Source organism: Micromonospora eburnea (genome assembly GCF_900090225.1).
GTDB lineage: Bacteria > Actinomycetota > Actinomycetes > Mycobacteriales > Micromonosporaceae > Micromonospora > Micromonospora eburnea.
Map to the genome: position 1 here is coordinate 1,819,690 of NZ_FMHY01000002.1, position 22,283 is coordinate 1,841,972.

The 22,283-nt window shown below is 71.8% G+C and carries 15 protein-coding genes and 2 pseudogenes; 8 read left to right on the forward strand and 9 right to left on the reverse strand.

Going from position 1 to position 22,283, the window contains the following annotated elements; translation table 11 throughout:
* Positions 1-41 precede the first annotated feature (41 nt).
* The 3 genes and pseudogenes from GA0070604_RS08650 to GA0070604_RS08660 all read right to left on the reverse strand — a co-directional run.
* Positions 42-1,520, reverse strand: a pseudogene (locus GA0070604_RS08650) (D-ribitol-5-phosphate cytidylyltransferase); the annotation flags it as partial.
* Positions 1,521-1,633: 113 nt separating this feature from the next.
* Positions 1,634-2,449 (reverse strand): ABC transporter ATP-binding protein, encoded by an 816-nt coding sequence (locus tag GA0070604_RS08655; RefSeq protein WP_091117035.1) that lies wholly within the window; start codon positions 2,447-2,449, stop codon positions 1,634-1,636.
* Positions 2,442-3,338: an ABC transporter permease gene (locus GA0070604_RS08660; RefSeq protein ID WP_091117037.1), complete on the reverse strand. Its 897-nt coding sequence runs from the start codon at positions 3,336-3,338 to the stop codon at positions 2,442-2,444. The genes GA0070604_RS08655 and GA0070604_RS08660 overlap by 8 nt, the downstream gene beginning before the upstream one ends.
* Before the next feature lie 190 nt (positions 3,339-3,528).
* Here GA0070604_RS08660 and GA0070604_RS08665 point away from each other — a divergent pair, with 190 nt between their 5' ends.
* The 4 genes from GA0070604_RS08665 (at position 3,529) to GA0070604_RS08680 (ending at position 9,107) form a co-directional block, all read left to right on the forward strand.
* Entirely contained in the window at positions 3,529-4,164 is a 636-nt protein-coding gene (locus GA0070604_RS08665) for a TetR/AcrR family transcriptional regulator (RefSeq protein WP_208602243.1), read from the forward strand.
* An 85-nt stretch (positions 4,165-4,249) separates the two neighbouring features.
* Positions 4,250-5,359 carry a DegT/DnrJ/EryC1/StrS family aminotransferase gene (locus GA0070604_RS08670; protein ID WP_091117045.1) on the forward strand — a complete coding sequence of 370 codons (1,110 nt, stop codon included), beginning with the start codon at positions 4,250-4,252 and terminating at the stop codon, positions 5,357-5,359.
* Complete coding sequence (locus tag GA0070604_RS08675) at positions 5,356-6,393, forward strand: Gfo/Idh/MocA family protein (protein WP_091117048.1); 1,038 nt, start codon at positions 5,356-5,358, stop codon at positions 6,391-6,393. Before GA0070604_RS08670 ends, GA0070604_RS08675 begins: the two co-directional genes overlap by 4 nt.
* A 101-nt stretch (positions 6,394-6,494) precedes the next feature.
* A complete protein-coding gene (locus GA0070604_RS08680) occupies positions 6,495-9,107 on the forward strand; it encodes a glycosyltransferase (RefSeq protein WP_091117052.1) in 2,613 nt (870 codons plus the stop codon).
* 102 nt (positions 9,108-9,209) lie between these two features.
* Here GA0070604_RS08680 and GA0070604_RS08685 read toward each other — a convergent pair whose 3' ends face one another.
* The 6 genes from GA0070604_RS08685 to GA0070604_RS08710 all read right to left on the reverse strand — a co-directional run bounded on the left by GA0070604_RS08685 (position 9,210) and on the right by GA0070604_RS08710 (position 15,592).
* Complete coding sequence (locus GA0070604_RS08685; RefSeq protein ID WP_091117056.1) at positions 9,210-9,830, reverse strand: hypothetical protein; 621 nt, start codon at positions 9,828-9,830, stop codon at positions 9,210-9,212.
* Positions 9,827-11,230 carry a glycosyltransferase gene (locus GA0070604_RS08690; protein ID WP_091117059.1) on the reverse strand — a complete coding sequence of 468 codons (1,404 nt, stop codon included), beginning with the start codon at positions 11,228-11,230 and terminating at the stop codon, positions 9,827-9,829. The genes GA0070604_RS08685 and GA0070604_RS08690 overlap by 4 nt, the downstream gene beginning before the upstream one ends.
* On the reverse strand, positions 11,214-11,777 hold the full coding sequence (locus GA0070604_RS08695; protein WP_091117063.1) for a hypothetical protein: 564 nt from the start codon (positions 11,775-11,777) through the stop codon (positions 11,214-11,216). Before GA0070604_RS08695 ends, GA0070604_RS08690 begins: the two co-directional genes overlap by 17 nt.
* Positions 11,774-13,018, reverse strand: a complete 1,245-nt coding sequence (locus GA0070604_RS08700; RefSeq protein ID WP_244161796.1) for a glycosyltransferase — start codon at positions 13,016-13,018, stop codon at positions 11,774-11,776. Before GA0070604_RS08700 ends, GA0070604_RS08695 begins: the two co-directional genes overlap by 4 nt.
* Positions 13,019-13,113: 95 nt before the next feature.
* Entirely contained in the window at positions 13,114-14,202 is a 1,089-nt protein-coding gene (gene wecB, locus GA0070604_RS08705) for a non-hydrolyzing UDP-N-acetylglucosamine 2-epimerase (RefSeq protein ID WP_091117066.1), read from the reverse strand.
* A 265-nt stretch (positions 14,203-14,467) separates the two neighbouring features.
* Positions 14,468-15,592 carry an acyltransferase gene (locus GA0070604_RS08710; protein ID WP_167363412.1) on the reverse strand — a complete coding sequence of 375 codons (1,125 nt, stop codon included), beginning with the start codon at positions 15,590-15,592 and terminating at the stop codon, positions 14,468-14,470.
* Between the two features lie 187 nt (positions 15,593-15,779).
* On the opposite strand from GA0070604_RS08710, the gene GA0070604_RS08715 reads away from it, so the two are divergent.
* The 4 genes and pseudogenes from GA0070604_RS08715 (at position 15,780) to GA0070604_RS08730 (ending at position 22,282) form a co-directional block, all read left to right on the forward strand.
* The gene (locus GA0070604_RS08715; RefSeq protein ID WP_091117074.1) at positions 15,780-17,225 is read left to right on the forward strand and encodes a glycosyltransferase family 39 protein; all 1,446 of its coding nucleotides are present in this window, start codon (positions 15,780-15,782) and stop codon (positions 17,223-17,225) included.
* Between the two features lie 210 nt (positions 17,226-17,435).
* Positions 17,436-18,994 (forward strand): annotated as a pseudogene (locus GA0070604_RS08720) (glycosyltransferase family 4 protein).
* Between the two features lie 169 nt (positions 18,995-19,163).
* Positions 19,164-20,726 (forward strand): glycosyltransferase family 4 protein, encoded by a 1,563-nt coding sequence (locus tag GA0070604_RS08725; RefSeq protein WP_091126981.1) that lies wholly within the window; start codon positions 19,164-19,166, stop codon positions 20,724-20,726.
* On the forward strand, positions 20,723-22,282 hold the full coding sequence (locus GA0070604_RS08730) for a glycosyltransferase family 2 protein (protein ID WP_091117077.1): 1,560 nt from the start codon (positions 20,723-20,725) through the stop codon (positions 22,280-22,282). The genes GA0070604_RS08725 and GA0070604_RS08730 overlap by 4 nt, the downstream gene beginning before the upstream one ends.
* Position 22,283: the final 1 nt, after the last annotated feature.

The following is a 22,283-nucleotide window of genomic DNA, read 5'->3' on the forward strand; positions in this document are numbered from 1 at the left end:
TCGGGGCGGCTGGCGCCGTTGTCCGCCGGGTGTGCGTCCGGCTGGGTGGGCACGGCGGCGACCTGCTCGCCGGCCGCCGGCTCGCCGGGGGCCCGGCGGACGTCGATGACCTGGCCGGTCAGGTCGGAGACGAGTACGTCGAGGGAGGCCTGTGCGACCGCCTCGGCGGAGAGCAGGGTGTGCTCCGGCTCGTCGCCGAACGCCCTGGTCCGCATCGGGGTGGCGGTGCGCTCCGGGTTGACGCAGTTGACCCGTACGCCGAACTCGGCCCACTCGTCGGCGAGCGCCTGGGTCAGGTTGACCAGCGCGGCCTTGGTGGCCGAGTAGAGCGCGTACCGGGCCCGGCCCCGGGTGTACGAGCTGGAGGTGTAGAGCAGCAGCTGGCCCTTGGTCTGCTGGAGGTAAGGCAGCGACTGCCGGGCGATGGTGACCGGGCCGACGAAGTTCACGTGCAGGAGCTGGTCCATCGTCTCCTGGTCCATCTCCGCGAGGGCGCCCCGCTCCAGGATGCCGGCGGTGACCACCACGTGGTCGATCCGGCCGGTCGCCTCGAAGGCGGTCCGCAGCGCGGCGGCCACGTCCTCGGCCCGCTCGACATGGGTGCCGGTGGTGGAGCGGCTGAACGGGAACACCCGGGCGCCGTAGCCGCGGGCCAGCTCGGTCAGGTCGTGGCCGATGCCGTAGCTGCCGCCGAAGACCACGATGGTCCGGCCGGTCAGCTCCTCGGTGTAGCCGTGGTGGTCGGTCAGCCGGGGCGCCTGGGCGGCGGCGAGCTGGAAGAGCTTGTCGGCCAGGTGTACGTCGACCGGGTGGGTGACCTTGATGTTCTCGTCCGAGCCGTCGATCACCTTGATCGGCGTGCCGGGCAGGTAGCGCAGCACCACCCCGCAGTCGTCGGTGGCGGCGAAGTCCGGGTCGCCCTCGGCCCGCCGGTACGCCTCGCGGATGGTCGGCGAGCGGAACGCCTGCGGGGTCTGGCCCCGGCGGAGGGTGGAGCGGACCGGGATGTCGGTGATGCAGTCGTTCTCGTCGACCTGAATGATCGTGTCGGCCGACGGGATCGCCACGTCGACCGCCGCGTACGTCCACAGCGCGTTCACGCACTCGCGCACGATCCGGGCGCTGACCAGTGGGCGGACCGCGTCGTGGAAGAGGATGTTGACGTCGCCCTCGCCGATCGCGTCGAGCGCGATCCGGGTGGTGTCGTTGCGGGTGTCGCCGCCCTCGATCACCTTGCTGATCTTGCGGAAGCCCGCGCCGGCGACGATCCGCTGGGCCTCCGCGATGTGGCCGGCGGCCATCAGCACGATGATCTCGTCGATCTCCGGCGCGGCCTCGAAGACGGCCAGGGTGTGCTCGATGATCGGCTTGCCGGCGATCTTCAGCAGCTGCTTCGGGATGCCCAGCCCGAGGCGGGTTCCGGTCCCCCCGGCGAGGATCACGGCCACCGTTCGCGCGGGGCGCCACGGTGCCGGGTTGGCCGGCGTGGCGTCCGGTGCGGTGGTGCGGTCCTGCGTCATTGCGGTCCTCACTGCTCCACGGGTTGTCGGTGCACGGCGTCCGGACGTGACGTCCCGACGGCCGGCGCCGCCCGCGAGAGGGGTGACACCGACCGTCGGAACCGACCGCCGCGTCAGCGGCTGGCCATGTAGTCCTCGTACGCCTTGGTCACCTCGTCGGTGGGGCCGTCCATCCGGATGACGCCCGACTCCAGCCAGATCGACCGCTCACAGGTGTCGCGGATCGAGCCGATCGAGTGGCTGACCAGAAACACCGTACCCGCGTCCTCGCGCAGCTGGCGGATGCGCTGCTCGCTGCGCCGACGGAACCGGGTGTCGCCGGTGGCGAGGGCCTCGTCGATCAGCAGCACGTCGTGCCGCTTGGCGGCGGAGATCGAGAACCGCAGCCGGGCCTGCATACCGGAGGAGTACGTCCGCATCGGCAGCGAGCCGAAGTCGCCGCGCTCGTTGATCCCGGAGAAGGCGACGATCTCCGGGGCCTTCTTTTGGGCCTGTTCCGGGGTCATGCCCATGGCCAGGCAGCCGAGCACGACGTTGCGCTCGCCGGTCAGGTCGCCGAGCAGCGCGGCGTTGACGCCGAGCAGGGAGGGCTGGCCCTGGGTGTAGATCGCGCCCCGGTTGACCGGCATCAGCCCGGCGATGGCGCGCAGCAGGGTCGACTTGCCGGAGCCGTTGCTGCCGATCAGGCCGATCGCCTCACCCCGGTACGCGGTGAAGCTGACCCCCTTGACCGCGTGCACCTCGCGCAGCGTGGGCCGGTTGGGCTTGCGGGAGACGATCCGCCGCAGCGCGGCGACGGGGGAGGCGGGAGTGCCGGTGCCGGCGCCGTAGACCCGGTAGATGAGGTGTGCCTCGTCCACGATCACCGTGGGAATCCGCTCGCCGGTGGCCGTGGTGGCCGTGTCAGCGGGTGCGTTGAGCTCAGCCACGACCGTACTCCTGTTCGCCGCGCCAGAAGTAGACAAAACCGCCCAGGCCCACCACGACCGCCCAGGCCGTCGCCATGGCCCACAGCTGCGGTGCCGGCGAGGTCAGGGGGGTGTGCTCCAGCAGGGCGTGCCGGACCAGCTCGATGTAGATCAGCAGCGGGTTGACGTGCACGATCTGGGCCAGCAGCGCCGGGAGGTTCTTCTCGAACACCTCGACGCTGTAGAGCACCCCGGAGCCGTACATCCAGGTGCGCATGACGAACGGCATGATCTGCTTCATGTCGGTCAGCTTCGACCCGAGCCGGGCCAGGATCATCGCCATCCCGGCGTTGAAGATCGTTATGAGGGCCATCGCCGGGACCACCAGCAGCCACTGCACGGTGATCGGCTCGCCGGTGAGGAGCACGATCAACACCAGCACGGCGATCGCGTAGAGCAGGTTCCGGAACTGGGTGAGGGTCACCGCGAGGGGCAGGCTGGCGCGGGGGAAGTGCAGCGCCCGGACCAGCCCGAGGTTGCCGGTGATGGCGGTGGTGCCGCCGAGCACCACGGTCTGGGCGTAGTTGAAGACGAACACACCCACACACAGGTACGCGATGAAGTTGGGCACGTTCCTGCTGGTACCCAGGATGTAGCCGAAGATCAGGTAGTACACCGCCGCGTTGGTCAGCGGGGTCAGCACCTGCCACAGTTGGCCCAGCCGGGCCTGACTGAACGCGGCGACCGACTTGGCGTGCGCGTACGTGGTGATGAAGTGCCGGTAGGACCACATCTGCTTGACGTACGCGGTCAGGGTCGGTCGCGCGCCGGCGACGGTCAGGCCGTGTCGGGCAGCGAGTTCTGCCCGGGCGAGCCCGGAGTCGGCGTCGGCCACCGCCGTGTTGGCCATGGGTAGGCGCTCCGATTCTCTAGTGCGATAGAAGATCGTTGACGGCAGAGAGCGTGGGCGCGGATGAGGGCCGCCGCTCCGTCGATGCGTGGACGGTAGTTCAAAACACGTCGGGACGCAACCGTACCGTCGCTGCGGTACATTGTCCCACGTGACGACCGAGAAGAGGCGCGCTCCAGCCGGAGCGGCGGTGCTGCGGGGCGAGATCACCACGGCCATCCGCGGTGCTGTCATGCAGGAACTCGCTGCGGTCGGCTACGGGAGGCTCTCCATCGAGGCGGTGGCCCGCCGGGCCGGGGTGAGCAAGACCGCCATCTACCGCCGCTGGCGATCAAAGCTCGAGCTGGTGCTGGAGATCGTCGCGTCGGTGGCGGGGCGGAGCCTGCCGTTGCCGGACACCGGCGACCTCCGGGGCGACCTGGAGATGCTATTCCTGATCATGTCCCGGGCGCTGCGGCACCCGCTCGCGGCGCAGATCATTCCCGACCTGCTGGCCGAGGCCGCCCGCAACCCGCGCATCGCGCAGACCCTCGAGGAGGCCCTGCGGGCCAACCAGCGCGACGTGGGCGGCCAGCTCATCGGCCGGGCGATCGAGCGCGGCCAGCTCAGCCCCGACACCGATCTGGACCTGGCGGTCGACCTCATCGTTGGCCCGCTGTACTGGCGGCTCACCGTCTCCCGGGCGCCGCTGTCCGCGGCGGACCTGCCCCGACTGGCGGCCGCCGTCGCCACCGCACTGGAGGTAGCATGCCAACCGGCAGTCCGGACAGAACCGGACGTTCACCTATCCCCCATCACCGCGGTCATCGATCCCATAGGGTCATGACCCCGTCTCAACCCGCCAGTTCGGTCTCAACTGGACCGGCTAGCATCGCGTCCCGAACGAGCATCCTGTCGACAGGAGGAAGCCCATGTCTGGGCTGAACGCAGAATTCATCCCCCCGGCCCGACCGTTCATCGGTGAAGCCGAGATCGAAGCGGCTGTCCGGGTGCTGCGCAGCGGCATGGTGGTGCAGGGACCCGAGGTAAAGGCGTTCGAGGACGAGTTCGGCGAGCTGGTCGCCGGCCGGCACTGCGTCGCGGTCAACTCCGGCACCTCCGCCCTGCAGCTGACCCTGATGGCGCTCGGTTTCGGCCGCGGTGACGAGATCATCGTCCCCTCGTTCTCCTTCGCCGCGAGCGCCAACGCCGTACGCCTGGTGGGCGCCGAGCCGGTCTTCGTCGACATCGAGCCCGGCAGCTTCTGCGTCGACCCCGAGGCCGTCGCCGCCGCGGTCACCCCGCGCACCGTGGCGATCATGCCGGTGCACCTCTACGGTCACCCGGCCGCGATGGACCGGATCATGCAGATCGCCGAGCGGCACGGCCTCGCCGTGGTCGAGGACGCCGCCCAGGCGCACGGCGCCGCGCTCAACGGGCAGCCGGTCGGCTCCTTCGGCACCGCGGGTTGCTTCAGCTTCTACCCGACCAAGAACATGCACTCGCTCGAAGGCGGCATGATCACCACTGGTGACGCCGAGCTGGCCCGGACCCTGCGCCTGCTGCGCAACCAGGGCATGGAGCAGCGGTACGCCAACGAGATCGTCGGCGCCAACATGCGGCTCACGGACGTCGCCGCGGCGATCGGCCGGGTGCAGCTGCGCCAGCTCCCGGAGTGGACCGAGCAGCGACGGGCGAACGCGAAGTTCCTCGACACGAACATCACCGGCCTGGTGACCCCGCCGGTGGCCGACAACGCCAAGCACGTGTACCACCAGTACACGGTCCGGGCCCAGGGCAACCGCGAAGCCGCCCAGCGCCGCCTCACCGAGCTGGGCATCGGCAACGCGGTTTACTACCCGACCCCGATCCACCGGCTCAAGCCGTACCTGGCCGAGGATGGCAAGCCCGGCCCGTGGGACCTGCCGGAGACGGAGCGGGCCGCCGCCGAGGTGATCTCGCTGCCGGTGCACCCGTCGCTGAGCCAGGCTGACCTTGAGCGCATCGCCGAGGGCGCGAACCTCGCCGGGGGCGCCCGATGAGCGGGGGACGGAAGCTGCGCGCCGGCCTGATCGGCCTCGGTGCGATGGGCCGTAACCATGCCCGAGTCCTGTCCGGCCTCGATGGTGTGGAGCTGGTCGGCGTCGTCGACCCGGCCGGCGACGTCACCGGCACGCTGCGTGCCCCGGTCGTGCCCGAGCTGGACGACCTGCTGGCTCTGGGCATCGACTACGCGGTGGTCGCCTGCCCGACCGCGCTGCACGAGAAGATCGGCCTGGAGCTGGCCCGCAACGGGGTCGGCGCGCTGATCGAGAAGCCGCTGGCCCAGTCGGTGGAGGCGGCCAGCCGGCTCGTCGAGGCCTTCGAGACCGCCGGCCTGGTGGCCGGAGTCGGCCACATCGAGCGGTACAACCCGGCTCTGCAGAACCTGCGCGTACGCCTGGAGGCGGGGGAGCTGGGCGAGGTGTTCCAGGTCGTCACCCGACGGCAGGGCCCATTCCCGCACCGGATCGCCGACGTCGGTGTGGTGATGGACCTCGCCACCCACGACATCGACCTGACCAGCTGGGTCACCGGGCAGGAATACACGTCGGTCTCGGCGCGGACGGTCTCCCGCAGTGGCCGGCTGCACGAGGACATGGTCGCCGTGGTCGGCCAGCTCGCCGACGGCACGATGGTGAACCACCTGGTCAACTGGCTGAGCCCGCTCAAGGAGCGGTCCACCGTGGTCACTGGCGACAAGGGTTGCTTCGTGGCCGACACGCTCACCGCCGACCTCACCTTCTACGCGAACGCCGCCATCGACACCGAGTGGGAGGCGCTGCGCGCGTTCCGTGGGGTGGCCGAGGGTGACATGGTCCGGTACGCGATTCCGAAGCGGGAGCCGCTGCTGGTGGAGCACGAGCGGTTCCGCGACGCGGTCGAGGGCAAGGAGAGCGACATCGTCACCCTCCGGCAGGGGCTCCGGACGGTCCAGGTGGCCGCCGCTCTGCTCCAGTCGGCCGGCGACGGCAGCACGATTCAGGTCGGCAAGATGACGTCCCCCGACGCCATGCAGTCGGTGGGTCGGCCCTGATCCCAGGCGGTACCAGCGCCCGCCGACCCGGCCCTCGGGCCGGGCGGCGGGCCCGTCCGGCCGGACAGCAGCATCCCAATCTCTCACTAGGAGGACCCTGCATGGCACCGCCTGCCCGGCGGCCCCGACTCGCGGTGATCGTCGCCAACGGCATCACCGGGGATTCGCGCGTACAGAAGATCGCCATCGCCGCCGCCCGTGAGGGCTGGGACGTCACCTTGATCGGGGCCGCGACCGGCAACGTGGTCAAGCGGACCAAGATGGGGCCGATCGACGTCATCCGGGTGCCGGTCCGCAACTACCTGCGCCAGCTGCCGAAGGGCTCGCGGCTGCGCAAGATGGTGACCCAGTTCGCCATCGCCGACAAGCAGGATCTCGCCCGGAAGAAGGCTCTGCACCAGGCCTGGGTACGACAGACCACCGCGCAGATCGGCTGGTTGCGCGGGCACAGCGGCCAGTCCGGTGCCCGTAAGCTGCTGGGAATGCCGCCGAGCCGTGCGCTCGGTGCGGTGGTCCGCGTGCGCCGCGCCGCCCACCAGCTCCGGGTCAAGGCGTTCGGCTGGGAGCAGGGGCAGGGGCGGAAGTCGGGGCCGACCGGCAATTGGCGCAAGGACTGGCCCCATCTGCTCGATCTGGACCTGGCCTTCGGCCCGGTGATCGAGCGGCTGAAGCCGGATCTCATCCACGCCAACGACATCACCATGATCAACACAGCCGCGCTGACGGTGGCCCGGATGCGGGCGCGCGGTGAGCGGGTCGCGTGGCTCTACGACGCCCACGAGTACGTGCCGGGTGTCGACTGGCCGCGACCCGAGATGCAGAGCGCCTTCCCCGCCGTGGAGCGGGAGTTCATCCACCGGTCCGACGCGATCGTCACGGTGTCACCGGAGATCGCGGCACGGCTCCAGTCGGACTACCGGCTGCCGGAGCTTCCGTTGGTGGTGCGGAACACCCCCATCCGTGAGTCCATCGGCGCCCTCGACGACCCGCCGTCGGTGCGACTGGCCTGCGGGCTCGACGCGGACGTTCCGTTGCTGGTCTACTCCGGGTGGCTCTCCGCCGAACGGGGCCTGCGTACGGCGATCAACTCCCTGCCCGAACTCCCGCAGTTCCACCTCGCCATCGTCTCCGGACGGACCAGCCCGGAGCTGGAGTCCCTGCTGGACCGGGCGGATCTGCTGAACGTGCGGGACCGGATCCACGTGGTGCCCTACGTGCCGCAGCACGCGGTTCCGGACTACCTCTCCACCGCCGACATCGGCCTGATCTGCTCCAAGCGGACGCTGAACTACGAGCTGTCCCTGCCCACCAAGCTGGCCGAGTACCTGCACGCGGGCCTGCCCGTGGTGGCCAGCGACGTCAAGACCCTGGGCGAGTACGTCTCGCGGCACGGGGTCGGTGAGGTCTTCCGCTCGGACGACGAGGAGAGCTTCGTCGCCGCGGTGACCCAGGCGATGACCCGGCGGCAGGAACTGGTCGCGAACATCACCGAGCCGGTCCTGACGGAGCTGTCCTGGGAGGCGCAGGTCGATGCGCTGATGGGGCTCTATCGCAAGCTCTGCCCGGTGAAGCCCGTGCCACCGCAGCCGCCGGTGCCGTGGACCGTCGAGGAAGAGCTCGTGGTGCCGGAGGCGAATGCCGGGGACCGCCCGCTGGATGCGTGGCGGCCGCTCGGCAAGACCAGCGTCCGGCTGGGTCTCGGGCCCGCGAACTACGCCGGCCAGGCCGCTGCCTTCGCCAAGGCCATCTGCCGGGAGAACCCGGACGTGTCGGCCGAGGTGGTGATGCGCAAGGGGCCCAACACCTTCGTGTTCCCCGCCGACGTCTACATCGACATCGCCAGGCTCCGCCGGTTCGACGTGCAGATGGAGCAGCTTCAGCGCGTCATCGGGCGATACTCCCACATGATCGTCGACGCGTTCCTGCCCGTCTTCGGTCACCTGAACGGCGACAGCATCCAGGCCGACCTGCCGGCCCTGCGCCGGGCGCAGATCAAGGTCGCCCTCCTGGCCCACGGCAGCGACATCCGGCACCCCGGGCGCCACCTTGAGCGGCACGAGTACTCGCTCTTCCGGGACGCGCCCGACGGGATCCTGGACGTGCTCACCGTGCGGGCGGAGCGCAACCGCCGGATCGCCGACGAAGCCGGGCTTCCGCTCTTTGTGACCACTCCGGACCTGCTGGAGGACCTGCCCACGGCCACCTGGGCGCCGCTCGTGGTCGACGTGCAGGCATGGGCGAGCGACCACCCGGTCATGCAGCGGCCGCGCCCGGTCGTGCTGCACGCCCCCTCGGCCCGCTGGACCAAGGGCACGGATCGCATCCTGCCGGTCCTCAACGAGATGCACGACCAGGGCACGATCGAACTCAAGCTGGCCGAGCGGCTCGACTGGGCCGAGCTCCAGGAGCTGGTCAAGACCGCGGACATCGTGCTGGACCAGTTCGCCACCGGCGCCTACGGCACCTTCGCCGTGGAGGCGATGGCCGCCGGGCGGCCGGTGGTGGCATTCCTCAACGAGGAGATGCACCTGAAGTTCGGCGCCCGGCCGCCGATCGTCAACGCGACCCCGGGCACCCTGCGGAAGGCCATCGAGTCGCTGCTCGACGATCGGGAGAACGCGGCGCGGATCGGCGCGGAGTCGGTGGCGTACGCCCGTGACTTCCACGACGGTCGGCGTACCGCGAGCGCCTTCATGCCGTTCCTCATGAGCTGACGAAACAGCGGCGACGGCCGGCCAGCGCGCTGCTGGCCGGCCGTCGCCGGATTTCGTCCCCGGTCGGGCCGTCGTAGCGCCCGGGTCCGGTGATTTGGTGGCCTAGAGTTCCATCCCGGTCGTGACCGGGATGGTGGAAAACCGCTTGGCCAGCCGGGCACCCAGCGTGACGGTATAGACGTCGCTGGCCACGATGCGGTCCACCGAGCCGAAGTCGATGGCGTTGATCGCCCGGTTGAAGTCGCGGGAGAGTAGCAGCGGGCGCAACGCCCGGTAGGCCGGCATGAAGAGCCGGCCGTGCACCGCCCCCGAGACCCGCCGCTGCGCCCGGCCGAGCAGTGCCGCGGGCCGGCGCAGCGGGCGGGCGAAACTCCGCTCGGAGAGGCGTTCGACGGCGGCGGTCACGGCACCCGGAACGCGGAAGACCAGCAGCCTCTCCACCCGGCGTACCAGGAACTGCTCCTCCGGCCGGTCCGGGGCGTGGATCCGGGGCGCCGGCTGGATGTCCAGCTCCCGCCACTGCTCGGGCCTGGCCACCAGCAGTTCCACCTGGTCCCCCCGGGCGACCAGATGACCGATGTATTCCGCGACCCGCTCGGGTGGCTGGTTCAGCAGCGACAGGACGACCAGCCGGCCCGGCCGGCCGGCGTCGGACACCACGCCGCTCGCCTGCTTTTCGCCCGCCGCCTCGTCCCGGCCACTGATCCGGTCTCCGGCCGTCACCGGTCCACCCCCTCGCCCGTCCTGTCGGCCGCGCCCGCCAGCACCCGCAGCTTCGCCTCGAGCGGGGCGAGCACCGCCGACCGGGCGTACGTCTCGGCGTGCCGTCGTGCCGCCGCCCGCAGCTCCGGCGTCATGTCCTGGGCCAGCTTGCCGGCGGCGATCATCGACTGGGCGATCTGCTCCGGGTCCAGGCTGTCCGCGTTGAACCACAGGGGATAGCCGGTCAACACCTCGGTCGCCGCGATACCGGGCGCGTGCACCGAGACGATGGGCCGGCCGCTGGCCATGTACTCGAAGATCTTTCCCGAGGTGACGTAACGGGCGCCGCCGACGAGGAAGACCAGCACGTCGCTCTCCGCGTACGCCCGGGCGACCTCGGTCTTGGACACGGGCCCGCGATAACGCACACCCGTCTCGGGGTTGGCCGGACGCTCGACCCCCGGGTCGAGACCCAGCCGGTCCAGGAGCTTCATCTGGCTGCCCTGGAAGAAGCCGAGGTGGCCGAAGATGTCCAGGGTGGCGCTGGCCAGGTCGGGGTGGCGTCGGGCCAGGCGGAAGGCCTCGACCATCTCCTCCACCGGCTGCGCCTCGGTGACGGTGCCGACGTAGGAGAAACGTAGCCCGGCCGCCGTCCTCGTCGGCGCGGCGTCACCGGCCCCGCTGGGCCCGACCGGTTCTGGTTCGGCGAGCAGGTCCGGATCCCACCCGTTCGGCACCACCATCATCCGCTCGGCCACCTGGGGATACCGTTCGGCGTGCCAGGAGCGGAGCGCCTCGTTGACGAAGAGCACCGCCGAGGCGCTGGAGAGCACCCGCTTCTCCCAGGCCCAGACCGGATGCCCGGCGGGATAGGCCGGTTTCTCGGCGAAGAGGTCCAGCGTCCAGGAGTCGCGGTAGTCCAGGACGTACGGCACGCCGGTGAGGCGGTGGATCAGCCAGGCGGCGGCGAAGGAGGCGAACGGGTTCCCGGTCGCGACGATCACGTCGAACCGGCGGCGGGTGTGCAGCCGCAGCGCCTTGCGCACCGATGCCCAGGCCCACGAGGCGTAGTGCTCGGGGAACATGCGCTGACCGAACTGGTACAGGTTACGGGCGGTGACGGGCAGGAGCTGGCGGAACCGGCTGTACTTTCGGACGTCCCGCTCCCAGATGAACTGGTTCAGCCCAGGCCGCTCGACGCGGATACGCTCGTTCACCGCGTCGGCGAGCTTCTCGTCGAGAGAGCCGACCGCATCCTTCAGGAACCTCAGCGGTGCCGCGAACACGGTGACGTCCCAGCCCCGGGCCGTGAGGTGGTTGGCCGCGGCGAGCGACCGGTAGACGCCGCTGGCGCGCGAGGGCGGGAAGTAGAAGGAGAGGTAGAGCGCCCGGGGACGCCGGCCCTTAGCTCTGATCGGCATCAGCTTTTCCGGAAACGGTAGACAGGGGCAGGTCAACGAGGCCGTACGAGACGGGTACCTCGGTCAGTCCGTCGGCGACCAACCGTGCGGCCACCGGGACGGAGGCCGGGTCGCTCACCACCATCAGGTCGAACGACGAGTGCCGCAGCACGAACCGGTGCAGCACCTCGTGCCGGACATCCTGGGTGAACCGGCGAAGGGCGGGCGCGACGAGCCGGTTGTGGACGCGTCGGGCGACTTTCTGCTCGTATGCCTGGCCGGCCTTCTCCGAGAAGGACTTCAGCCGCCCTCGGCCGAGCGCGCCGAAGGCGCGGCGAGGCGCGTGGTACATGATCCGCTGTGCCGCCAGGAAGGGCGGGTGCAGCAGCTCCAGGCTCGCCAGCTCCTCCACCCGGACCTGCGGCGCAAAGCTCTCGTTGCGCCACGCCCTGAGCTTCGCGACCACCACGACCGCGTCTCCGCCGTCGGCCACCACCTGCGCCGACTCCTCGACGACCGCCCGTCGTCGGGTGGCCCCGAGGGCGAGGAAGACAACCTGGGTGCTCATCGGACCGCACGCTCCGGATTCGGCTCGGCCGGCACGGCGGGTGCCGGCGCGGGGAACCAGACATTGTGGTGCGCCTCGGCGACCGCCTCGTAGCCGTAGCGCCCGGCCAGGGTCCGGCGGGCCGGCGACAGGTCCATGCCGGCGGCGAAGCGGGCCCGCAGGCGCCGGTATCCTTCGGCCAGCGACTCCGCGTCCTCCGACACCTCGACCAACTCGCCGGCGGACTCCTCGATGCCGGCCAGGATCTCCTCGGGGCCACCGCAGCGGGTGACCAGCACGGGCATCCCCGCCGCCGATGCCTCCACCACGGTCATCCCGAAGGTCTCGAACTGGCTGGCATGGACCAGCAGGTCGTGTTCACGCATCAGCCGCAGGGCCTCCGCCGGGGGGAGCGGACCGGTGAACCGTACGGCCTCGGCGACGCCCAACTCGGCGGCGAGGTCGGCCAGCTCGCCGCGCAGCTTTCCGTCGCCGACCAGCGTCAGGGACAGCGTGGGGTCCTCCGAACGGCACGTGGCGAAGGCGGACAGCAGCCGTCGCACTCCCTTGCGGGGGATGAGCCCACCGACGTACAGCCAGCGGCGCAGTTCGGTGACCGGAGTCGGTCGGGTGGTGGCGAAGGAGACCGGATTCGGAATGAACTTGATCCGGTCGGCGTGCTGCGGGAAGGCCGCCACCAGCGGGTCCCGGACGGCCCGTCCCACCGCGAAGAATCCCGCGCACCGGCGCAGCACTTCCTCGTACATGGCCCGGGATTCGGGCTGAGCGAGCAGCGTGTCCAGATAGGTCGCGTGCTCGGTCACGAAGACCGGGGTGTCCGGGTGCGTGTTCTGCAGGGCGGCCCAGGCACTGGGGAGACCCACGTGCGCGTGCACCACCGACGCGGAGAGCTTTTCGCCCCGCAGCGCCGCACGGAGGGTCGCCTCGTGCCGGCGGGCGACCTCCGCGTGCGGCAGGCCGATCGGCAACAGGACCGGCAGGTTCAGCAAGGCCGCCCCGCCGGCGGTCGGGACCGGGCGCAGGGTGTGCGGGAGCAGCTGGTGGTGCGCCTGCGTGACCGCGCGTTCCTGCTCCGGGGTGGGGCGGTAGCCCCACTCGTCACAGTGGTAGACGGTGACCCGGTCGCATCCCGGGGCGGTCGCCTCGACCATCGCCTGGACGAAGGCACCGAGGAAAGGCCGCTGTGCCGTCGGGTACCAGGCGGTGACGATGGCGACATCGCTGGTGGAAGCTGGGGTCACTCGACTGTTCCTCCCTGCGGTGCGGCGTGTGGGCCGCGTCACGCTACCACCCGGTTCCGCCGCCCAGAGCCGAGCCGGGGTTGCTGCGGTTACGGCTACCCGAGGCGCTGGGCGAGGATCTCCACCACCCGCTCGGCCGCGTGGCCGTCGCCGTAGGGGAGCCCCTGCTCAGCGCTGGGCGTCGGGCGGGTGGCCGCCTCGATCCAGGCGGGCCGGCCGAGCGCGTCCGGGTCCGGGATCAGGCGGTTCCAGTCGCCCTCCAGGGTCTCCACCCACTCGGTCTCGGGGCGGAGGGTGGTGCAGGCCCGGCCGAGCAGGTACGCCTCCTTCTGCAGGCCGCCGGAGTCGGTCACCACACCCACGGAGCCGAGGACGGCGGCGACCAGGCCGGCGTAGCCGAGCGGGCGGCCGGCGTGCACCGCGCCCTGGTTGAGCTTGAGGCCCTGCTCGGTGGCGCGGGCCACCAGCCGCGGGTGGGCGAGCAGCGCCACCGGGACCGGGAGGTCGGCCAGCGCGGCGACGAGCGCGGCCAGGCGGGCCGGATCGTCGGTGTTGTCCGGCCGGTGCAGCGTCGCCACCAGGTACGGCTGGTCGGGGTCGATGCCGTCCGGCAGCGTCGGGCGGGCGTGCTCGCCGGCGAGCACGGCGTCGCGGACCCGCAGGCAGACGTCCACCATCACGTCGCCGCTGAGCACCGCGCGCTCGGCGAGCCCTTCGTTGGCGAGGTGCCGCAGCGCCTCCTCGGTCGGGGCGAGCAGCAGGTCGGCGGCGTGGTCGGTCAGGACGCGGTTGTGCTCCTCCGGCATGCGGCGGTTGAACGAGCGCAGCCCGGCCTCCAGGTGGGCGACCCGGATGTGCTGCTTCACCGCCGAGAGCGCACCGGCGAGCGTCGAGTTCGTGTCGCCGTAGACGAGGACCCAGTCCGGGCGCTGCTCGGCCAGTACCGGGTCGATGGCGGTCAGCACGCCGCCGGTCTGCGCGCCGTGGCTGCCGGAGCCGACGCCCAGGTGGACGTCCGGGTCGGGGATGCCCAGGCCGGTGAAGAACACGTCGGAGAGGTCGGCGTCGTAGTGCTGCCCGGTGTGCACGATCACGTGCTCGTGGCCGCTGCCGGCGAAGGCGGCCGCGATCGGCGCCAACTTGACCAGCTGCGGACGGGCTCCGACTACGCTGACGACCTTCACTGAACATCTCCTGCACGTCGAGTACCGGTAGGGGGTGTGCGGTGGCGGGTCCAGCCGCCGGGGGAAGCAGCGGTCCCGGCGTAGGACCATACGTCACGGGCCGCGCCGACACCCGGCAGCCCTGGGGGTTTCCGACCAGGTTTCGCCGAATCGTCGCCGTCCATTCCTACACCGGGTGACCGGGGTTCGGCCACCCGTGAGCCGGTCAGGCCGCGCCTCGGCGCGGCCGCGGAACCGTGTCGAGCCCCTGGACGTGGGCGCGCGCTCAGAAGATCGCCCTCAGGTACGGCACCCGGGCCGCGCCCAGCGACACCGCGAAGGACCCGACGATGACCCCCACACAGGTGAGCAGCGTGGCGGTGAGCGACTTGCCGAGCGGCCACTCCGGGAACGCCCACTGGATCAGCGCCAACAGCAGCAGGTGCACCAGGAAGACTCCGAAGGAGGCGTCGGAGAGCCGGACGATGAGCCGGCCGATCCGCTCGGACGGGCGGAGCCGGGCGCCGAGGCTGATCCCGACCAGGAAGACGCCGATCGCCGCGAGCGCCACGGTGGTGCCCACGTAGCTGACCGGGAAGAGCGCCTGCACCACGGGCAGGTCCGGCTTGCTGCCCCACCGCCACACCCCCTCGGCGAGCAGGACCGCGGTGCCCAGCAGCACCGCCACGAGCCGCCAGCCGCGCAGCCGTACGTGGTGCAGGGCCCAGCCGGCGAGGAAGTAGCCGACGTACGGCCACCACATGGTCCAGGCGCCGAGGCTGATCGGGCGGGGCGCGTGGAGCAGGCTCGCCGCGCCGCTGATCATGAACGCGCCCATCGTCCAGCCGAGCGCCACCGCCGCGGTGACGTACGCCCGGCGCCGGCCCCCGTCCGCGAGGAAGGTGGCCAGGACCGGAGTGATGACGTACAGCCCGGCGATCAACCACAGGAAGTACAGCGCCGTGTAGACGCGGGCGTCGATCAGCAGTGTCCCGATTTTCGTCGGGTCGAGCTCCTCGCCGCGCAGCGCCACCCGTACGACGAGCAGATAGACCAGGTGCCAGACCACCAGCGCGGGGAGGATCCGGACGAACCGCTTCCGATAGAACACCGCGGGTCCGGCCCGGTGCGCCCGGGGGGAGAGGAGCAGCGCGCCGCTGATCATCACGAAGACGGGCACCGTCCAGATCGCGCCGATGTCGATCGCCGTGGCCAGCCACCAGCGGCCGCCGCTCCGGTGATCGGCCTTGACGACGTAGAGCCCGACCACGTGGATCGCCACCACCCCGCAGATGGCGAGGATGCGTAGTCCGTCGAGACCGTACTGGCGGGCGGGCGGTGCGGCCGGGGACGCCGGCAGGGTTGGCTCGGCCGCGGCCGGGTGCAGGACGGCGGGGCTGGGAGTGTTCACCGTCGGAAGGTTAACCGGCGGGCCGATAACGGTGACCGTCGAGGTCCGACCTGGACCCCGCGTGCGGCGAGACCCGTTCGGAGATCGATTCCACTAACATGCACACGCCGCAGCGAGCTGTGGCCCGGAACGTGGCGCGCGGAGAACTCCGGGGGTGGGTCGTCGAGTGAGCGGCAGAGAAGCTGGCGTGCGGGATGGGCTCGACGATCCGCCGGATGGCGGTGTCGCCCCGGCCGGCGTGACCGCCGCCGGCGAGGCCCCGGCGCCCGAGGCGGGTGGCTGGCGGTGGTGGCCGTTGCTGGCCCTGGTCGGGATGGCTGCCTTCCTGGCGGCCTTCCTGTACTACGGCCGGCACCGGTCGCCGATCCGGTTCGGCGCGTTCAGCCATCCGCCGATCTACGGCGTCTGGGACCCCACCTGGGATCCGCTCACGCTGGTCGTCGTACCGGCCGCGCTGCTGCTTGCCGGGGTCGGCTGGGCGGTGACCGCCTCCCGCCGGATCCCATCGTGGGCCGTGCTGGGGTTGGTGGTCGGCGGGGGCGTGCTCGTCGCGACGGCCGTGGGGCTGGTCCGCGGGGACTGGCACGACCTCGTGCGGGGCGTGTCGACCGACGAGAACTCGCCGTACTACACCAGCGATCTGCACTTCCTGGACGAGCTGGGGGTACGCGGCTTCGCCGAGCGGCACCCGGAGATGACCACCCAGCTGCACTCCTACAACTCGCGTACCCACCCGCCCGGGATCCACATCTTCCTGTACGGGCTGTTCCGCCTCGTCGGCGCCGAGCACTCCCTGCGGATCGCCGTCATCATCGCCGTGCTCGCGCTCGCGGCGGCGGTGAACGCGTGGGCGATCGGCCGGCTGCTGGGCGGGGAGCGGGCCGGTCGGATCGCCGCCGTGCTGTTCGTGGCCGCGCCCGGACCGCTCCTGCTGGCCTACAGCAGCATGGACATGATCTTCGCGTTGGTGATCTCGGGCAGCGTCGCCCTGTTCGTGCTCGCCATCCACCGGCGCTCCACGCCGGTCGCGGCAGTCGCGGGCGCTGTCCTCGGGCTCGCCACGTTGCTGACCTTCGCCACCTCGTTCATCGCGCTGGCCGCTACGGTGGCGGTGCTGGTGCAGACCCGAAGCGCGCGTGCCTCGGTCCGGCTGCTCGGCGCATCGGTGGCCGGCGGGCTGGCCGTGGTCGTCCTGGCCCGGCTGACGCTCGGGATCGACGTGCTGGCCTCCTACCGGTCGTCCCCGGGAGCCGAACGTGCGTACGATCCGTACTGGATCGTGGCCAGCCCGTCGGCGTGGCTCATCTACGCCGGTCTGCCCCTGGCCGCGCTGGGCGTCGTCGCCCTGTTCCGCCCGCCCCTGGGCAGCCGTCGGGCTGTGCTGCCGCTGGTGCTCGTCCTGATCATGGTGGTCTGGGCATCCCTGCCACCCGTTGTCACCAAGCTGCGTCCCGGCGAGGTCGAGCGCACCTGGGCGTTCCTCTACCCGTTGGTCGCCGCGTCGGCGGGGCTCCTGGTCGATCGGTGGAGCCGAGGTCTCGGGCGCTGGTCCGGCCCGCTGGTGGCCGGACTGGTCCTGCTCTCGGTGGGGCAGGCGGTGCTGATTTCCGGCCTCTGGGACAACCTGAACTGAGCGCCGGGGCCGGCGTCCGCGTCCCCGTTCCCGAGGGCCACGCCGACGGCAGCGGGCCGGTGCGCTGACGTACCCTCGGCAGGGTCCTGCGCGGGCGCGGGGACAGCGGGCGTCGGCGTGAGATCGCCGGCTTCTCGGGCGAAAGGCAGAGAATTCAGCATGGGGTTCGACGACGCCGCACCGGTGCGGGCCGCCCGGGGCCGGGTGGTCATGCTGGTCGACAACGGGGTCCACGGCGACTCCCGCGTGCAGAAGGCGGCCCGCTCGGCCGCCGACGCCGGCTGGGAGGTGATCCTGCTCGGCCGCGCCCCGAACGGGCAGCCGCAGACCTGGCGGCTCGGCGGGGCGGAGGTACGCCTGATCGCCGTACCGGACCCGCTGCGCCGCAAGCGGCACGAGTTCCGCCGGGTCCTCCGGCGCGGCCCGCTGGCGTACCCGCCCAACGGGGTCGCCGCGCACCGCGCCCAGGCGATGCGGGCGTGGCGCACTGACCTGCGGTTGCGGGCGGCGGAGTTCACCCTCGCCGATCGGGCGGGCCGGCCGGTGTCCGGCTGGCGACGGCGGGCGCTGCGGGCCGAGGAGATCGCCGCCCGGGCCACGCAGAAGTGGGTCTCGTTCCGCTACTGGCAGCTCACCCGGGGGCAGCAGGCCCGGAAGAAGCTGAGCGGTCCGGTCGACAGCTTCTACACCTGGTTCTGGGAGGCCGTCCGCGGCGACGGGGCCTGGCGCCGGCTGGAGCCGGCCCTGTGGGACTGGGAGCTCGCGTTCGGCCCGGTCGTGGACGAGCTGCGACCGGATCTCATCCACGCCAACGACTACAAGATGCTGGGCGTCGGCGCCCGGGCCGCGCTGCGCGCGCGGGCCGCGGGGCGTCCGACGAAGCTGGTCTGGGATGCCCACGAGTTCCTGCCCGGGCTCAACCCGGCGCTGAGCCGCGGGCGCTGGCTCCGGGCCCAGTGCGCCCACGAGCGGGAGTACGCCCCGGTGGCCGACGCGGTGGTGACCGTCTCCGAGGCGTTGGCCGAGCTGCTCCAGCGCGAACATCGGCTTTCCGAACGTCCCGCGGTGGTGATGAACGCGCCGAATGTCGCCTTTGCCGGCGGTGGGTCGGCCGCTCCCGCTCCCGACCTGCGGGCGCTCTGCGGGATCGGTCCGGAGGTTCCCCTGCTCGCCTACTCCGGCGCGATCGCCCCGGTGCGTGGTGTGGACGTGGCGGTCGCCGCGTTGCCGAAGCTGCCCGAGGTGCACCTGGCGCTGGTCTCGCTGCCCCCGGGAAGGACTCGACCCCGTCGATCGCCGCGCTCCAGGCGCGTGCCGCCGCGCTGGGGGTCGCCGATCGGGTGCACGTGCTGCCGTACGTCGCGCACCACGAGGTGGCCGCCTTCCTCTCCGCCGCCGACGCGGCGCTGAGCCCGCTGCGCCACCTGCCCAACCACGAGATCGCGCTGAGCAACAAGTTCTTCGAGTACTCGCACGCCCGGCTGCCGCTGGTGGTCAGCGACGTACGGACCATGGCCGACACGGTCCGGTCGACCGGCCAGGGTGAGGTGTTCCGGGCCGACGACGTTGACGACTTCGTTCGCGCCGTACGGGCGGTGCTGGCCGACCCGCAGCGCTACCGGGCGGCGTACGACCGTCCGGAACTGCTCGACGCCTGGACCTGGGAGCGTCAGGCGGAGGTGCTCGACGGCGTGTACACGAGGCTGCTGGCGAAGCGGCCGGCGGGGACGAATCCGGGCGTATCGGTGAGGGCTGGCGCGGCCGGCTGAGGTGGCGGATCCGGCTGCGCCGCACCCGCTGCCGGCCGGGACGGTGACGGTCGATGGCCCGAAGGGTGCCGTAAACTCGCCGGGTCCTCGGAACGTCCGAAAAGCGGAGAGGCGGAAGATGGAGCTCGACACTGCGGTCGCGGCCTCGCGTGCCCGGGGACGGCTGGTGATGCTGGTCGACAACGGCGTCAACGGCGACTCGCGGGTGCAGAAGGCCGCCCGTTCGGCCGCGGACGCCGGGTGGGACGTCGTCCTGCTCGGCCGCTCCCCGCACGGGGCGCCGGAGACCTGGCGGCTCGGTGGGGCCGAGGTGCGGCTGCTGCCCATGCCCGATCCGCTCGCCCGCCGGCGGCACGAGTTCCGCCGCGCCTGGTTGCGGTGGCCGCTGGCGTACCCGCCGAGCGGGATCGCCCCGCACCGGGCCCAGGCGGTCAAGGCGTGGCGAGCCGATCTGGCGGTGCGTGCCGCCCGGCTGGCCCTCGCCGACCCGGCCACGCCCCGGCTCGGCCTGCGTCGGCGGGCGCTACGGGCCGAGGAACTGGCCGCCAAGGTCACCCAGAAATGGGTTTCCTTCCGCTACTGGCAGCTGACCCGCGCCCGTACCCGCCGGAAGTTCCGCAACCCCTGGGACCGGGCGTACACCCTGTTCTGGCAGCTGGCGAAGGGGGATGGCGCCTGGCGGCGGCTGGAGCCCGGCCTGTGGGACTACGAGCTGGCCTACGGGCCGGTGGTCGACGAGCTGCGCCCGGACCTGATCCACGCCAACGACTTCCGGATGCTCGGCGTGGCTGCCCGGGCCAAGATCCGCGCCGCCGTCGAGGGTCGCGAGATCAAGGTGGTCTGGGACGCCCACGAGTTCCTGCCCGGGCTCAAGCCGTGGCGGGACAACGCCCGCTGGCTCCCCGCGCACCGGGCGCACGAGCGGGAGTACGCCCCGTACGCCGACGCCGTGATGACCGTCTCCGGCGACCTGGCCGAGCTGCTGCGGCGGGAGCACGGGCTCGCCGAGCTGCCGGACGTGGTGCTCAACGCGCCGGCCGCGCACCACGAGGAGCTCGTCCCGGACGCCCCCGCGCCGGACCTGCGCGCACTCTGCGGCATCGGTCCCGACGTGCCGCTGCTGGTCTACAGCGGGGCCGCCGCCCGCCAGCGCGGTCTCGACATCATGGTCGACGCGCTGCCCCAGCTGCCCGGGGTGCACGTGGCGCTGGTGGTCAACAAGCCGACCGGCCCGTACGTCTCCGGGGTGCTGGCCCGGGCCGCGAAGCTCGGCGTCGCCGACCGGGTGCACGCGCTGCCCTACGTGGCCCACTGGCAGGTGGTGCCGTTCCTGTCCGGCGCCGACGCGGGGGTCATCCCGATCCACCACTGGCCCAACCACGAGATCGCGTTGATCACCAAGTTCTTCGAGTACTCGCACGCCCGGCTGCCGCTCGTGGTCAGCGACGTGAAGACGATGGCCGAGACCGTGCGGTCCACCGGCCAGGGCGAGGTGTTCCGCGCCGAGGACGTGGCCGACTACGTTCGCGCGGTGCGCGTCGTCCTCGCCGACCCGGCCCGCTACCGGGCCGCCTACGACCGCCCCGGCCTGCTGGCGAACTGGACCTGGGAGGCGCAGGCCGAGGTGCTCGACGGTGTCTACTCCCGGCTGCTGCCGGACCGCCCTCGGGCCGTGGCCGGCACGCCGGCGGAGCCGGGCGCGCCGCAGCCGCCGGTGGGAGCCGCCCGGTGACCCCACCCGACGTGACGGTCATCACCGCCGTCTACAACACCATGCCGTATCTCACCCGCTGCCTCACCTCGCTGGTGGAGCAGACGATCGGGCGGGACCGGCTGGAGGTCGTGGCGGTCGACGACGGTTCCACCGACGGCAGCGGCCGGGAACTGGACCGGTTCGCCCGGCTCTACCCGGGCACGGTCAAGGTGATCCACCAGCCCAACTCCGGCGGGCCCGCCGCGCCCAGCAACCGCGGCCTGGAGCACGCCACCGGCCGGTACGTCTTCTTCATCGGCTCCGACGACTACCTCGGTCCGGAGGCGCTGGAGCGGCTCGTCACGGCGGCCGACCGGTACGACTCCGACGTCGTGCTGGGCCGGACGGTCGGGGTCAACAGCCGCTACATCCACCAGGCGGTCTTCGCCCGAACCGAGCCCGACCTGGATCTGTTCGACTCGGCGTTGCCCTGGTCCCTGTCGAACACCAAGCTGTTCCGGCGGGACCTGATCGAGCGGCACGGGTTGCGGTACCCGGAGGACATGCCGGTCGGCAGCGACCAGCCGTTCACCATCGAGGCCTGCGTACGGGCCCGCCGGGTCTCCGTGCTGGCCGACTACGACTACTACTACGCGGTGCGCCGGCTCAACGCCCGCAACATCACCTACCGCAGCCGCCATCTGGAGCGGCTGCGCTGCGCCGAGTCGCTGGTGGAGTTCGTCGCCGGCCTGGTCGAGGCGGGCAAGCACCGCGACGCGATCCTGCTGCGGCACTTCACCTGGGAAGTCGCCAAGCTGCTGGAGAACGACTTCCTAGCGGTGGAGCGGAGCGTGCAGGAGCAGGTCCAGGCCGGCGTACGCGTGCTGGTCGAGCGCTACCTGACCGACGAGGTCCGTGACCAGCTGCCGATCCAGTCGCGGGTGCGGTTGGGTGCCGCCCGGTACGGGGAGCTGGACGACCTGCTCGCCGTCATCCGGCAGGACGCCGAGGAGGGCATCCCGCCGGCCGTGGTCGACGGCGACCGCTGGTACGCCGGCTACCCGGGCTTCCGGGACCCCCGGCTCGGCATGTCGGACCGCTGGTTCGAGGTCACCGACCGGGTCGCCGACTGGATCGCCCGACTGGACACCGTCTCCGTGTCGTTCCTCGGCAACCGGACCCTGGCGGTGACGGCCCGCAGCCCGCGGGGGGACCTGCCGCGGCTGGCCGCCGCGGTTCGGCTGCGCGCCGGCGAGGCCGTCAGCGCCGACGCCACGGTCGAGGCGGACGGCACCGGTGCCCTGGTACGGGCGCACCTGCCGCTCGCCCGGCTGCTCGCCGGCGTCGCCCCGGGCGGCGAGCGGCAGGTGGTCCGGGCGGAGGTCGAGGCGTTCGGTACGGTTGGTGAGACGGCCCTGCGCGGCCCGGCGCGGCCGGTGCCGCAGCGTACGGTGCAGCGGCGGGGAGGCCACCTGCACGTCCTAACCGCCACGACGAACCACAAGGGTGAGCTCGTGATCGCCGTAGCACCTCTGACGCCGCGCCGGCTGCTGGCCCGCCTGCGGCGCAGGCTTCCACTAGGAGGAAAGAAGTAGC

Excerpts from the sequence above, each read along its gene's own strand:
- GA0070604_RS08660 (WP_091117037.1), bottom strand. The coding sequence starts at position 3,338 with ATGGCCAACACGGCGGTGGCCGACGCCGACTCCGGGCTCGCCCGGGCA.
- GA0070604_RS08725 (WP_091126981.1), top strand. The coding sequence starts at position 19,164 with ATGCTGGTCGACAACGGCGTCAACGGCGACTCGCGGGTGCAGAAGGCC.
- GA0070604_RS08680 (WP_091117052.1), top strand. The coding sequence starts at position 6,495 with ATGGCACCGCCTGCCCGGCGGCCCCGACTCGCGGTGATCGTCGCCAAC.
- GA0070604_RS08690 (WP_091117059.1), bottom strand. The coding sequence starts at position 11,230 with ATGCCGATCAGAGCTAAGGGCCGGCGTCCCCGGGCGCTCTACCTCTCC.
- GA0070604_RS08695 (WP_091117063.1), bottom strand. The coding sequence starts at position 11,777 with ATGAGCACCCAGGTTGTCTTCCTCGCCCTCGGGGCCACCCGACGACGG.
- GA0070604_RS08670 (WP_091117045.1), top strand. The coding sequence starts at position 4,250 with ATGTCTGGGCTGAACGCAGAATTCATCCCCCCGGCCCGACCGTTCATC.
- GA0070604_RS08675 (WP_091117048.1), top strand. The coding sequence starts at position 5,356 with ATGAGCGGGGGACGGAAGCTGCGCGCCGGCCTGATCGGCCTCGGTGCG.